Here is a 13,842-nt window from a genome sequence, read left to right as displayed (position 1 = left end):
TTTGTTACCTGTAACGTGTTATCTTATTGAGAACTGATAACCCAAATTTAATGGAGGAGATGTTATGTCGATTTCAAAACAAGATATTAAATATGTAGCTAATCTTGCAAAATTAGAATTGAGTGAAAGTGATATTGATGATTTTGTAGATGAATTTAATTCTCTTTTAAAGTATGTAGAAAAGATAAAGGAATTAGATGTTCAAAATATAGAACCTACATATTATGTACATTCAATTAAAAATGTATTTAGAGAAGATACAGAAAGATGTTCCTATGATAGAGCAGATATACTTGCAAATGCACCAGATAAAATAGATGGATATATTAAAATTAAGAATTAAGAATTAAAAATTAAGAATTTAAAAATACCATAGAGAAATGACATTAAGCCGAGAACTGAGAGCTGATAACAGTTAAGAGTTAAAAAACCTAGAGATTTGACCGAAAACTTAGAACATGCAACTTGGAACCACTTGTAGGGAGTGAGTGTTGATGAAGCTGTATAATCTTACAGTTCATGAAGTTAGTGATAAATTGAGAAATAAAGAGATTTCTTGCAGAGAATTAGTCGAGTCAGTTTTAAATAGAATTGATGAAGTTGAAAATTTAGTTCAATCATATATAACGATATGTAGAAAAAGTTTATTATTATCATGTGCTGATAAAATAGATACCATGATAAAAAATGGACAGATTTTAGATGATTTAGCAGGTATTCCAATGGCTGTAAAAGATAATATTTGTACAAAAAATTTACAGACTACATGTGCTTCAAAAATGCTGAAAAACTTTATTTCTCCATATGATGCTACTGCAGTAAAAAAATTATATGATAAAAATGCAATACTTTTAGGAAAAACAAACATGGATGAATTTGCTATGGGTTCATCTACGGAAAATTCTGCATTTAAGATTACTAAAAATCCTTGGGATTTAAATAGAGTTCCCGGAGGGTCTAGTGGTGGCTCGGCAGCTTCAGTTGCTTCGGGAGAAGCTTTTTTTGCTCTTGGTTCTGATACAGGCGGTTCTATTAGGCAGCCTGCTTCTTTTTGTGGATTAGTGGGATTAAAACCGACTTATGGATTAATTTCAAGATATGGACTTGTTGCTTATGCTTCATCTCTTGAACAGATTGGTCCAATAACGAAGGACGTAAAGGATTGTGCTTTAGTACTAAATACAATAGCTGGTTATGACAATTTAGATTCTACGTCTGTAAAAAGAAGAAAAGTTAATTATTTAAAGTGTTTGAAGCAAGATGTGAAAGATATAAAGATTGGAGTTCCAATAGAATATTTTGGTAGTGAATTAGATGAGGATATTAAAAAGAAAATTTTTAATGCACTAGATATTTTAGAAGGTCTTGGAGCTAAATATGATGAAGTATCTCTTCCACATATGGAATATGCTTTGCCTGCTTATTATATAATTGCAGCGGCAGAGTGTAGCTGTAATCTTTCAAGATTTGATGGTATAAGATATGGATACAGAGCTGAAAGTTATAATGGGATAGAAGATTTATTAATAAAAACTAGGTCAAAAAGTTTTGGAGATGAAGTTAAAAGGAGAATTATATTTGGGACTTATTGTTTGAGTAAAGGATATTATGATGAATATTACAATAGAGCTTTAAAGGTTAGAACACTTATAAAGAACGATTTTCAAAAAATATTTGATGAATATGATGTTATAATCATGCCTACAACTGCGACTGTTGCATTCAAATTAGGCGAGAAAAAACAAAAGCCTTTGGAAATGTATATGTCGGATTTATGTACTGTACCAGTTAATATTACAGGATTTCCAGCTATTTCAATACCCTGCGGATTTAAAAATGGATTGCCTATTGGTCTTCAAATTATAGGAAATTATTTTGAAGAAGAAACTATATTGAGAGTTGCTTATACTTTTGAGCAAAATACTGAATATCATAGAAAAAGGTCAAAACTTGGAAAAGAGTAAGCCAAGAGGCGGTGAGAATATGGAATATAAGACTATTATAGGGCTTGAAATACATGTTGAACTAAATACAAAAACAAAAATATTTTGTTCATGTTCTACAAAATTTGACAAAGAACCTAATATTCAATGTTGTCCTGTATGTTTAGGATTACCGGGAGCACTACCTGTACTCAATAAAAAAGTAGTAGAATTTGGAATAAAAACAGGGCTGGCATTAAACTGTGTTATAGCAGATGAAAGCAAATTAGATAGAAAGAATTATTTTTATCCAGATTTGCCAAAAGGGTATCAAATATCTCAGTATGATAAGCCTATTTGTACTGATGGTTATTTGGAAATAGATAGTGGTAAATGTATAAAAAAGATTGGAATAAAAAGGATTCATATAGAAGAAGATGCGGGAAAAACGATTTACAGTCAAAATGGTGATATTTTACTTGACTATAATAGAGCTGGCATGCCGCTTATAGAAATTGTTACTAAACCAGATTTAAATTCATCACAAGAAACTTATAATTTTTTAAATAAATTTAAGTCAATACTAGAGTACATAGAAGTATCAGATTGTAAGATGGAGGAAGGTTCACTAAGATGTGACGTGAACATCAATGTAGTAAATAGTGATAAAAATTTGAAAAGCAATATTGTAGAAATAAAAAATTTAAATTCTTTTAAAGCAGTTGTTAAAGCAATAGAGTTTGAAGAAAAAAGGCATATAAGACTTTTAAGTGAAGGTAAAAATACAATAAGAGAAACGAGACGCTGGGATGAAAAGAAAAATGAAACAGTTTCAATGAGAAAAAAGGAAGAAGTTTATGATTATAGATATTTTCGTGAACCAGATATAGTTATGTTTAATATAGAAAAAAGTTGGATTGAAAGTATAAAGAAAACTTTGCCAGAATTACCCCATGATAAAAAAGAGAGATTTATTAGAGAATACAAATTGCCTGAGTATGATGCTCAAGTTATAGTTTCATCTAAAAAATTAGCGGATTTTTTTGAAAATACGGTTAAAGAAGTAAAAAATAGCAAATTAGTTAGTAATTGGATTATGACTGAATTTCTTAGGCTTTTGAAAGAATTTGAAATAGATTTAGACAATATAAAATTTAGTCATGAAGATTTTGTAGAATTATTGAAATTTATAGAAAATGGTGTTGTAAATAATAATTTAGGTAAAAAAGTTTTGAGTCAAATGTTTAAAACTGGGAAAAGTTCAAAAGAAATAATTAAAGAAAAAAATTTAGAGCAAATTACAGATAGAAAAACTATAGAGAAAATTGTAGTAAATGTCATAAGGACTAATCAAAAGTCTGTACAAGACTATAGAAATGGAAAGGAAAGAGCGTTAGCTTATATAATAGGGCAGGTCATGAAGGAAACTAAAGGAAAAGCAAATCCTCAATTGGTAAATAAAATTATTAAAGAATTAATATAAATATGCAGAGTCTTAGGACTCTTTTTTTTTGTCAAATTTGTACAAAAAAATACATATTACGAAAGAGTAATTATTTTTTTAAATAAAATAAACAGATGATAACGTTAGCAGGAAATAAATAGAAACAACTAAAAATGTGTAGTGAGGATTAAAAGTTGAAATATCAACATTTACAAAAATTATTACAAATATTTAAATATTGCATTATCCTGAAAATGTTGAATTGTTAGAAAATTTTAGTTATGATTTATATTAAGACTTAGATGAATGGAAAATGATAATATATACATAATTATTCATAAATTTTTATTATTAAAGTTAAATAAAAATATGTCTAGTGATTTATAAAAATATTACTTTACCAAGCTAATAATATAAACTGTTAAATTTGACAATTATATTATTGATTATTATTTATTTAAATTTTAAAGGAGGTGTTTTTAAGAATATTTTTATGGAATTTTAAAATAATAACTTAAATTTTGAAAGGAGTGTAATAATTTGGCTAGATTTCTTGCTAATAGAATAATATCTATGTTTATAACTTTATTTTTAGTTATAACTATCACATTTTTCTTAATGCATGCTATACCGGGTGGACCTTTTACGAGAGAAAAACCATTGCCACCAGCTGTTATTGAAGCCTTAGAAGCTAAATATAAACTTGATCAGCCATTGTGGAAACAATATTTAGATTATCTTAAAGGAGTTGCAACTTTTGATTTAGGACCTTCATTCCAGAGAGTAGGAGTTACTGTAAATCAATTAATTGAGGAAGGCTTTCCAGTATCAGCTAAAATTGGTGGAGGAGCAGTACTCATGGTAGTTGTTTTAGGTATTCCTCTTGGAGTTATTTCTGCACTCAAACAAAATAAATGGCAGGATCAACTTGTAATGATACTGGCTACTTTAGGTGTTACTATTCCAAGTTTTGTTATGGCAACAGCAATTATATATATATTCAGTTCAAAACTAGGATGGCTACCTTCGCATGGTTTAACTAGTTGGAAGCATATGATAGGACCGGTAATAGCATTAGGAGGATTTTCACTTTCTTTTGTTGCAAGACTTACTCGTTCAAGTATGCTGGAAGTTCTTCAACAAGATTATATTAGAACTGCTAGAGCAAAAGGACTTTCAGAGTTTGTAGTTGTAGGTAAACATGCACTTAAAAATGCATTAATACCGGTTGTAACTTATATAGGACCTATGATAGCAGGAATATTGACTGGTTCGTTTGTAATTGAAAAAATATTTGCTATTCCGGGACTTGGAAAGCACTTTGTTGAAAGTGTAGGAAATAGAGATTATACAGTACTTATGGGTGTAACAATATTTTATGCAGCATTTTTATTAGTTATGATTTTGATTGTGGATATACTTTATGGATTTATTGACCCAAGGATTAAGATAGGGGACTAAAAGGAGGCTGGATTGATGGCAGAAATGAAAAATATTCCTAAAGAAATGTGGGAACCTATTGCACATGAAGAAAGAGATAAAGAAAAAATTACTCGTCCGAGTATGACATATTGGCAGGATGCATGGAGGAGATTAAAACAAAATAAACTTGCTATGATAGGACTTGTTACAATTATAATTTTATTTTTATTTGCAATATTTGGACCAATGTTTTCTAAATATTCTTATTCAGATCAAAATCTTGATTTGGCAAATATACCTCCAAGATTTGAAATATATAAAATAGCAGATAATAAATTTGTATACGTTAGAAGAGATTATATGTTGATAGAAGTAACTGAAAAAGGAGAAATTTTAGATAAGCTTGTAGCATCTAAAAATGATATGATAGGCAAAAAAAGGATATACAATATTGATGGTAATGAAGTAGTTTTAGATTATAGTTTTGCTGCTAAAAATAAAGATATTCCAAATGCGAAAAAATTTGCATTATATTTAAATGGAAAGGAAATCAAGCCTTATAAAAAAGTATTTAATAAGACATACTGGTTTGGTAGTGATGCACATGGTAGAGATTTATATGTAAGAGTTCTTTATGGGGCACGTATATCTCTATCAGTTGCAGTAGTTGCAGCAGTTGTTAACTTTTTTATAGGAGTTCTTTACGGCGGTATTTCAGGTTATGCAGGTGGAAAAATTGACAATATGATGATGCGTATAGTTGATATTATCAGTACTGTACCGCTTATGCTTTACGTTATTATGCTTATGGTTGTTATGGGTTCAGGACTTAAAACTATTATGATTACGTTAGGTACTGTTTATTGGGTGCGTATGGCACGTATAGTTAGAGGACAGACTTTAAGCTTAAAAGAACAAGAGTATGTATTGGCTGCTAAAACATTAGGTGCTAGTACTTGGAGGATATTAGTAAGACACTTGATACCAAATGCAATGGGACCTATTATAGTTGCACTTACAATGCAGATACCTAGTGCAATATTTACGGAATCATTTTTGAGCTTTATAGGACTTGGAGTTTCAGCACCTGCAGCATCATGGGGTACATTGGCATCTGATGCATTGGGTGGACTTCGCTCATATGCATATCAGTTATTTTTCCCATCACTGGCTATATGTATAACAATGCTTGCATTTAACTTTTTAGGTGATGGTTTAAGAGATGCTTTAGACCCACGTTTACGTAAATAGGAAAGAGGTGAATGTTTTGTCTGAAAAATTATTAGAAGTAAGGAATTTAAAAACTTCATTTTATACACATGTTGGAGAAGTTCAAGCAGTTCGTGGAGTGAGTTATACAATTAATAAAGGTGAAGCTGTTGGAATTGTTGGAGAATCAGGTAGTGGAAAAAGTGTTACTTCAATGTCTATAATGAGACTTTTGCAATTCCCGGGAAAAATAAAAAGTGGTGAAATAATTTTTAAAGGTGAAGATTTAGTAAAAAAATCTAATAAAGAAATGATGTCAATTAGAGGTAATGAAATAGCAATGATATTTCAAGACCCAATGACATCACTTAATCCGGTTTATACAGTTGGAGACCAGATAATGGAAGCCATTATAAGACATCAGGGTGCTAGTAAGAAAGAGGCACGTGAAAAAGCTATTGAAATGTTAAGACTTGTTGGTATACCATCACCGGAAAAACGAGTAGATAATTATCCTCATGAATTTAGTGGTGGTATGAGGCAGAGAGCTATGATAGCAATAGCACTTTCTTGTCAGCCTGACCTTTTGATAGCTGATGAGCCTACGACAGCTTTGGATGTTACTATTCAAGCTCAGATTTTAGAACTTATGAAGGATTTAAAGGAAAAGATAAATACTTCTATTATACTTATAACTCACGATTTAGGTGTTGTTGCTGATGTGTGTTCAAGAATTATCGTTATGTATGGTGGACTAATAATGGAAGAAGGAACATCTGAAGAAATATTTTATGAGCCAAAGCATCCTTATACTATGGGACTTCTTAAATCTATTCCAAGAATGGATATAGATGAAAAGCAAAGACTTATTCCAATAGAAGGGACTCCCCCAGATTTATTGAAGCCGCCAAAAGGATGTCCTTTTGCAGCAAGATGTCCTTATGCTATGAAAATATGTGTTGAGCATATGCCACCGTATTTTTATGTAAATGAAGGACATAGAGCAATGTGTTGGTTGCTTCATGATGAAGCTCCTAAGGTAACAGTTGATACTGGTGTTAGAAAGGGGGAGAAATAATGACAAATGATATAAAATTAAATAAAGATAATAATGAGATACTGCTAGAAGTAAAAAACTTAAAAAAGTATTTCCCCATTAATAAAGGTTTTATAAAGAAAAAAATTCAATATGTAAAAGCTGTAGATGATATTAGTTTTTTCATTAGAAAAGGAGAAACTTTTGGACTTGTTGGAGAATCTGGTTGTGGAAAATCTACTACTGGTAGAACAATAATAAGACTTTATGATGTAACAGATGGAGAAGTTATATTTGATGGAGCAGAAATAGGAAAATTAAGAGAAAGTCAGCTTAAACCATTTAGAAAGAGAATACAAATGATATTTCAAGACCCTTATGCATCATTGAATTCTCGTATGACTGTTGGTGATATAATAGGAGAACCTTTAGATATTCATAATTTGGCTAAAGGTAAAGAAAGACAAGAAATTATATATGATTTGCTTGAAAGAGTAGGACTTAGTAAAGACCATGCAAATAGGTATCCTCATGAATTTAGTGGAGGACAAAGACAGCGTATAGGTATAGCTAGAGCTTTGGCTGTTAGACCAGATTTTATCATTTGTGATGAACCTATTTCAGCTTTAGATGTTTCTATTCAGGCACAAGTTGTAAATATGCTTGAAGATTTACAATCAGAAATGGGACTTACTTATCTATTTATAGCTCATGACCTTTCAATGGTTAAACATATATCTGATAGAATAGGTGTTATGTATCTCGGCAAATTAGTTGAAGTAGCACCAAGTAATGAGCTCTATTCAAATCCCCTACATCCTTATACACAAGCATTGCTTTCAGCTATACCGATACCAGACCCGGAGGTAACAAGAAGTAAAAGGAGAATAGTACTTCAAGGAGATGTACCAAGTCCACTTAATCCTCCATCAGGATGTAGATTTAGAACTAGATGTAGATATGCTACTGAAAAATGTGCTCAGGTAGAGCCAAAATTAGTAGATATAGGAAATGGTCATATGCATGCATGTCATTATGCAGATGATATAAAAAGGGGAACAAAGGAAATATCTAACAAAAAAGCATTAGATGTAAAATAAATTCAAAAGATAATGTTTTCCAGTAATATATTTTTCTTGAATATTTAAAAAAATTTAGATATAATATTTTTTAAATATAATTAAAAAATCTATTAAATATATTTAATAACAGTAAATGATTTTTTATTAGTGATAATAATTTTAATAAATGAAAAATAATTATGTAAAAAGTGGTATTTTAAATACCACTTACATAAATAAAAAAAATAGGAGGGGTTTACATTGTTTAAAAAGAGTTTTGCATTACTACTAATACTTGTATTGGTAGTTACAGCTTTTACTGGCTGTGGTTCTAAGAAATCAGAACCTAATGAGCAGCAAAATCAGGCTGAGAAGCCAGCACCAGCTGAAGGAAAAGAAATGGTATTAAATTGGAATTTAGGTTCAGAACCTAAGACGCTTGACCCGCAACTTAATAGTGCAAGTGATGGTGGACATGTAATTAACAATACATTTGAGGGTTTAATGAGAGAAGTTAATGGTAAACTTGAACCAGCAATAGCTGAAAGCTATGAAGTATCAGAAGATGAACTTACATATACTTTCCATTTAAGAGACACTAAATGGTCAGATGGTAAGCCGCTAACTGCTCATGATTTTGAGTTTGCATGGAAGAGAGCTTTAGACCCAAAACTTGCTTCAGAATATGCATTCCAATTGTTCTACATTAAAGGTGGGCAAGAATATTATGAGGGAAAAGGAACAAGAGATGATGTAGCAGTTAAGGCACTTGATGACAAAACTTTACAAGTTACTTTAAATGCTCCTACACCTTATTTCTTGGATTTAACTACATTCTATACTTATATGCCTACTAGAGAAGATATAGTTGACAATGAAGGTATATGGGCAAAAGACCCTTCAAAATTCATATGTAATGGTCCATTTAAACTTGTTGAATACAAATCAGGTGACAAGTTAGTACTTGCTAAGAATGAAAATTATTGGAGAGCTGATGAGGTAAAAATTGATAAAATTATAGCTAGTATGATTGTTGACCAGTCAACAGCTTTAACTGCATATGAATCTGGGGAATTGGATGTAATTGATAATATGCCAACTCAAGAGATACCAAGACTTCAGGCTGAAGACCCAACATTTACTATATTGCCACAGATAGGAACTTATTACTATATATTTAATGTTAATAAAGAACCTGTAAATGATGTTAGAGTGAGAAGAGCACTTACTCTTGCTATTGATAGAAAAGCTATTGTTGAAACAGTTACAAAAGCTGCACAGGTACCAGCTACAGGATTTGTACCGGTTAATTTAACTCTTTCTACAGGAGAAGAATTTAGAAAAGTTGCTGGAGATTATGGAATAGACCCAAATGGAGCTAATGTTGAAGAAGCTAAGAAGTTATTAGCTGAGGCAGGGTATCCAGATGGTAAGGGATTCCCAGAAATAACTATTCTTTATAATACTTCAGAAGGACATAAAGCAATAGCAGAAGCTATACAGGAAATGTGGAAGAAGAACCTTGGAATAAATGTAAAACTTGCAAATCAAGAATGGGCAGTATTCCAAGATACAAGACATCAAGGTAATTTTACAGTAGCTAGAGCAGGATGGCTTGCGGATTATGCTGACCCTATGACATTTTTAGATTTATGGACAACATATTCAGGAAATAATGATGCTCAGTGGAAAGTAAAAGCTTATGATAAGCTTATTGAAAAGGCTAAATTAGTGTCAGGAAAAGAAAGAGATAAATTGTTATTAGAAGCTGAAAAAATGATAATGGACGAAATGATAGTTATGCCTATTTACTACTATACTGATCCTGTAATGGTTAAAGAGAAAGTAAAAGATTGGCAAAAAACAAAATTAGGTCATTGGTATTTTGGTTATGCTTATATAGCAGAATAATTATATTGTTTTAAAAAGATATGATGGAATTTTTCCATCATATCTTTTTTTTATGTGTTTCATTCGAATAAATTTCATGTTTTGGTCTAAAATAAATACAGTCAGGATTATAGATATTTGAAGGTGAAGAAACATGTGTTAATGTACAATTTCCATTTTTGCAAAATAAACAGTTGTTAATTGTACAGTTGATATTTAACATAAAAACACCTCCTAAGATTAGTATTGCACTAAATGCTAAAAAAATATAAAAATTTTAAAGAGAATATTTGTAAAATTAAAAAGATAGCGGGTGATATTTTATGCTATTTCCAGATTATATAGAAACAAATGTAGTTTATCATGTAATTAGCATATTAGATTTAGATAATGCATTAAAAAATGGAATAAAATATAATGATAAAAGGACTTATAAATCTAAATATCTTGATTTTCACATTTATATAGATAATCATAAGCCAGATTGGATACCTTCTTGGGTTATTAGAAAAAAAGCTATATTTGCAAGTTTGAATTTTGATAAATATCATAAATTTCATTCTCATACAGCTATTTTAGGTATTAAGATAAATCCTAATAGATGTTGGGTTGCAAATGAAAATCTGGCAAATCATATATATGAGCCATTTATTTTAAGTAAAATAGTAGAATATGAAAAATCAAATAAATATTTATTAAAAGAAGGGAAGAATTTATTAAGGCAATATTGGGAAACATCTTTGTCTTTTAATGAGAATTTAAAAAAGAGATATGATCAAAGAAGTGGATATGATGCAGAGGTGTTAATAATGCATGACATTAAGCCGAAAGATTTAAAAGTACTTTATATAATATCTGACCATTATATGCTCACTAGTGAAAAGTGGAAAAAGTATTTTTGCTTAGAAAATTAAGAGGCATCAAAAGATGCCTCTTAATTTTAGGGATTAGTTGCAATTTCAAATAAAGTATTAGCAAGTAATAAATTGTATTCAGTTATAACTTTTTTTTCATATATACTTAATTTATTATTATCAGGATTAATTTTAAATCCGCTTTTTATTAAAAAATAATAAGGATTTTCAATTAAATTTTCAATATTGATTGATTCTATTTTTTTTGATAGAAGATAATCTTTATTATTTAATAATATTATTGATGAGTTTAGAATTTTATCAAACTGTTTTTTTATTTTTCTTTTTATTCCTTCAGAATTAGTTGTATTATACAGATTATTTAAGGATTTAAGTATGTATGAAATAGTTTTAGAAGTATATATTAAATCTTTATCGTTTATAAGATTGTATAAATTAAGTTCATCATCCCAAAACCAGCTTAAATTTTTAAATATTCTTTCTGCTAGATATAGGAAACAATCAAATTGAGTGCAGTTATAAGCAGTTATTAAAGATTCAATAGTATTGAAATGAGTAGCTAAAGATGCAGCTTTTGTTTTATTTTTATCTGAATAAATATAGCCTAATTCAAATTCTCTAGAATATAATTCTTCACTTATACTTAAAATAAAATATTTATTATTTTCATTCTCATAAAATTCTTTTAAAGATTTTAGAATGGGAGGAAATATACTTGACAATATATTAGTTTCAAGATTTATTATGTTATTTTCATTAGATAATATTTTTTCAAGGAGATTAGAGAATTTTTCTTCAAAGTAGTTAGCTTCCTTTTCGCTGTAGTATATTTCAAAATAGTTATTTTTTAGTATCTTATAAAGTTCATAGTAAGCTAATAGCATGTATGATTGGTTTTCCCAATTTACAGTAGATAAATTTGTATTATCGATTAAAGGCTGTAATTTTACAGTATTAGTATCTTGTTCAATTTCAATTTTTTTGTCAATAAAAAATTCTAAGTCATTTTTTAAATTTTCATGGCAGTATTTTCCTTGATTAATAGCGGATTTTAGAAAAATAAGACCTAGAGTTTTTTCTATATCATGTAGTGGATGATTGACATTAAATATAATGTTATCATATAGATATTTAGCCATTTGAACTTCATTTATTATTAGAAGAGCTTGATTTTTTGGTGAAATAATTTTTTTATCGTTGTTTATTATATTTTCATTATTATCAACTTTTTTTTCAGAAGAGATATTTATGTTAGAAAAAATTGTTAAAGGAAGTGTGGAGAGTTTTAATAAATTTGAATTTGTAATTTTATTGAATTTAATAAAATCTTTTTCTGATAATTCATATTTTAGTCCAGAATTTTCTAATTGGTATATCGATAAAATATTAAAAAGAGAATAAATTAAAATAAAATTTTTATTCATTTTATATCACCACCTAAAAAATATTTATAATTGCAAAATTTGATTTTTCTGAAAGAGTACATATTCATTTAGTATAAATATATTTACTTATAGTTATGTTATTCTTAAGAATTACATTTTATTTAAATAACATGCTGTTATATAATGTATAATAGAATATTTTGATTTTTTTAAGAAGTAGAGGAGATGAAGAAATGAGAGCAGGTAAATTAGATTCAGAATTACTTCAAAAAATTGTTTTTAAGAATATTAAATTTCATAGGGATGAGGTTTTAGTAAGAGCAAGTATTGGCGAAGATTGTGCAGTTGTAGACTTTGAAAAATATGTACTGATAATGTCAACAGACCCTATAACTGGAGCTGCCAGTGAAGTGGGAAGATTAGCTGTACATATAAATTGTAATGATATAGCTTCAAATGGAGTAGAACCTTTAGGACTTATGATTACTATATTAGCTCCTCTAGGAACAACAGAAAATGATATAGAAGATATAATGAAGCAAGTAGGAGAAGAAGCAGCTAAGCTCAATGTAGAGGTAATTGGTGGTCATACAGAAATAACTGATGCAGTGAATAAAATAGTGATTTCAGCTACTGCAATAGGAAGACAATTGAAGAATAAACTTATAAAAACTTCAGGAGCTAAGATAAAAGATAAAATAATAATGACTAAGACAGTTGGACTTGAGGGAACGGGAATAATTGCATATGATTTGGAAGAAAAATTATCTTCGACATTTTCCCGGGAAATAATTCAAAAAGCGAAGTCTATGGTAAATGATATAAGTGTAGTAAAAGAAGGTATAATAGGCGGACAAGTTGGAGTAAACTGTATGCATGATATTACAGAAGGAGGGATTTTAGGGGCAATTTGGGAAGTTTGTGAAGCTTCAAATGTAGGATGTATTGTGTTTAAGGATAGAATCCCTATAGCCAAAGAAACAGCAGATATATGTAAATTTTTAAATATAAATCCATTTAAGCTAATATCAAGTGGTAGTATGCTTATGACTGTAAGTCCACAAAAGGAAAAAGAGCTTATTGAAAAATTAAGTTGTAGTGGAATAAAAGCAACTGTTATTGGAGAAATAACAGAAGAAGGACGATATTTCATTGAAGATGGAGTAAAAACTGAAATAGACCCTCCAGAAAGTGATGAATTGTATAAAGTAATAAAGGGGAGTTAAAAGTTAAGAGTTGAGAATTAAAAACTTTTTAGCCCCCTAATAGATTTGGACAAAATTAACCATAGAAATATAATAAATTTAGGGGGTGGATTTAAGTGCCAAAAAAACAACTCACTGAAGAATTTAGAGTTAAAGTAGTTAAAGAAGCCTTAGAAACTGGTGAACAAGGTATAGTAGCAAGACGTCATGATATTCATCCGGTTACCTTATCAAGATGGATAAATAACTATAAAAAATATGGAAAAACAACAGTTTCTAAACAAACTTCCAAAACTACTAATAAAGATGTTGAGTCTCAGATACTAGAAAAAGAAAATGAACAACTAAAGAAACTTTTAGGTGAAAAAGAACTTGAAATACAAATTCTTCGTG

Annotated in this window: 13 protein-coding genes; 11 read left to right on the top strand and 2 right to left on the bottom strand. The window is 29.4% G+C overall.

All coding sequences use genetic code 11. The annotated features are described in order from the left end of the window. Positions 1 to 64: 64 nt before the first annotated feature. The 8 genes from gatC (at position 65) to BUA90_RS10740 (ending at position 10,005) form a co-directional block, all read left to right on the top strand. The gene (gene gatC, locus BUA90_RS10775; RefSeq protein WP_072968495.1) at positions 65 to 343 is read left to right on the top strand and encodes an Asp-tRNA(Asn)/Glu-tRNA(Gln) amidotransferase subunit GatC; all 279 of its coding nucleotides are present in this window, start codon (positions 65 to 67) and stop codon (positions 341 to 343) included. Positions 344 to 494: 151 nt separating this feature from the next. Continuing rightward, entirely contained in the window at positions 495 to 1,964 is a 1,470-nt protein-coding gene (gene gatA / locus BUA90_RS10770) for an Asp-tRNA(Asn)/Glu-tRNA(Gln) amidotransferase subunit GatA (RefSeq protein WP_072968493.1), read from the top strand. Between the two features lie 19 nt (positions 1,965 to 1,983). Next, entirely contained in the window at positions 1,984 to 3,405 is a 1,422-nt protein-coding gene (gene gatB / locus BUA90_RS10765) for an Asp-tRNA(Asn)/Glu-tRNA(Gln) amidotransferase subunit GatB (RefSeq protein WP_072968524.1), read from the top strand. Between the two features lie 501 nt (positions 3,406 to 3,906). Further along, positions 3,907 to 4,827: an ABC transporter permease gene (locus tag BUA90_RS10760; protein ID WP_072968492.1), complete on the top strand. Its 921-nt coding sequence runs from the start codon at positions 3,907 to 3,909 to the stop codon at positions 4,825 to 4,827. A gap of 15 nt (positions 4,828 to 4,842) precedes the next feature. Beyond that, the gene (locus BUA90_RS10755; RefSeq protein WP_072968490.1) at positions 4,843 to 6,039 is read left to right on the top strand and encodes an ABC transporter permease; all 1,197 of its coding nucleotides are present in this window, start codon (positions 4,843 to 4,845) and stop codon (positions 6,037 to 6,039) included. A 16-nt stretch (positions 6,040 to 6,055) separates the two neighbouring features. Continuing rightward, positions 6,056 to 7,075, top strand: a complete 1,020-nt coding sequence (locus tag BUA90_RS10750) for an ABC transporter ATP-binding protein (RefSeq protein ID WP_072968488.1) — start codon at positions 6,056 to 6,058, stop codon at positions 7,073 to 7,075. Next, on the top strand, positions 7,075 to 8,133 hold the full coding sequence (locus tag BUA90_RS10745; protein WP_072968485.1) for an ABC transporter ATP-binding protein: 1,059 nt from the start codon (positions 7,075 to 7,077) through the stop codon (positions 8,131 to 8,133). The genes BUA90_RS10750 and BUA90_RS10745 overlap by 1 nt, the downstream gene beginning before the upstream one ends. Before the next feature lie 222 nt (positions 8,134 to 8,355). Then, a complete protein-coding gene (locus BUA90_RS10740) occupies positions 8,356 to 10,005 on the top strand; it encodes a peptide ABC transporter substrate-binding protein (protein WP_072968484.1) in 1,650 nt (549 codons plus the stop codon). A gap of 37 nt (positions 10,006 to 10,042) precedes the next feature. Here the strand turns inward: BUA90_RS10740 and BUA90_RS12430 are convergent, their stop codons facing one another. Continuing rightward, complete coding sequence (locus BUA90_RS12430) at positions 10,043 to 10,207, bottom strand: hypothetical protein (RefSeq protein ID WP_159430027.1); 165 nt, start codon at positions 10,205 to 10,207, stop codon at positions 10,043 to 10,045. A gap of 100 nt (positions 10,208 to 10,307) precedes the next feature. Here BUA90_RS12430 and BUA90_RS10735 point away from each other — a divergent pair, with 100 nt between their 5' ends. Continuing rightward, positions 10,308 to 10,898, top strand: a complete 591-nt coding sequence (locus tag BUA90_RS10735; RefSeq protein ID WP_072968482.1) for a hypothetical protein — start codon at positions 10,308 to 10,310, stop codon at positions 10,896 to 10,898. 26 nt (positions 10,899 to 10,924) lie between these two features. On the opposite strand, the gene BUA90_RS10730 is transcribed toward BUA90_RS10735, so the two are convergent. Then, positions 10,925 to 12,283: a hypothetical protein gene (locus BUA90_RS10730; RefSeq protein ID WP_072968480.1), complete on the bottom strand. Its 1,359-nt coding sequence runs from the start codon at positions 12,281 to 12,283 to the stop codon at positions 10,925 to 10,927. Between the two features lie 194 nt (positions 12,284 to 12,477). Here BUA90_RS10730 and BUA90_RS10725 point away from each other — a divergent pair, with 194 nt between their 5' ends. Beyond that, positions 12,478 to 13,470 (top strand): AIR synthase family protein, encoded by a 993-nt coding sequence (locus tag BUA90_RS10725; RefSeq protein WP_072968478.1) that lies wholly within the window; start codon positions 12,478 to 12,480, stop codon positions 13,468 to 13,470. 95 nt (positions 13,471 to 13,565) lie between these two features. Next, a partial coding sequence (locus BUA90_RS10720; protein WP_072968477.1) for a transposase occupies positions 13,566 to 13,842 on the top strand: 277 nt, incomplete at its 3' end.

It is taken from the genome of Caminicella sporogenes DSM 14501, assembly GCF_900142285.1.
GTDB classification, from domain to species: domain Bacteria; phylum Bacillota; class Clostridia; order Peptostreptococcales; family Caminicellaceae; genus Caminicella; species Caminicella sporogenes.
Note: the sequence above shows the minus strand (reverse complement) of the source record. Positions and strands in the feature narration are given on the sequence as shown.

Excerpts from the sequence above, each read along its gene's own strand:
- BUA90_RS10725 (WP_072968478.1), top strand. The coding sequence starts at position 12,478 with ATGAGAGCAGGTAAATTAGATTCAGAATTACTTCAAAAAATTGTTTTT.
- BUA90_RS12430 (WP_159430027.1), bottom strand. The coding sequence starts at position 10,207 with ATGTTAAATATCAACTGTACAATTAACAACTGTTTATTTTGCAAAAAT.
- BUA90_RS10735 (WP_072968482.1), top strand. The coding sequence starts at position 10,308 with ATGCTATTTCCAGATTATATAGAAACAAATGTAGTTTATCATGTAATT.
- BUA90_RS10755 (WP_072968490.1), top strand. The coding sequence starts at position 4,843 with ATGGCAGAAATGAAAAATATTCCTAAAGAAATGTGGGAACCTATTGCA.
- gatA (WP_072968493.1), top strand. The coding sequence starts at position 495 with ATGAAGCTGTATAATCTTACAGTTCATGAAGTTAGTGATAAATTGAGA.
- BUA90_RS10745 (WP_072968485.1), top strand. The coding sequence starts at position 7,075 with ATGACAAATGATATAAAATTAAATAAAGATAATAATGAGATACTGCTA.
- gatB (WP_072968524.1), top strand. The coding sequence starts at position 1,984 with ATGGAATATAAGACTATTATAGGGCTTGAAATACATGTTGAACTAAAT.
- BUA90_RS10730 (WP_072968480.1), bottom strand. The coding sequence starts at position 12,283 with ATGAATAAAAATTTTATTTTAATTTATTCTCTTTTTAATATTTTATCG.
- gatC (WP_072968495.1), top strand. The coding sequence starts at position 65 with ATGTCGATTTCAAAACAAGATATTAAATATGTAGCTAATCTTGCAAAA.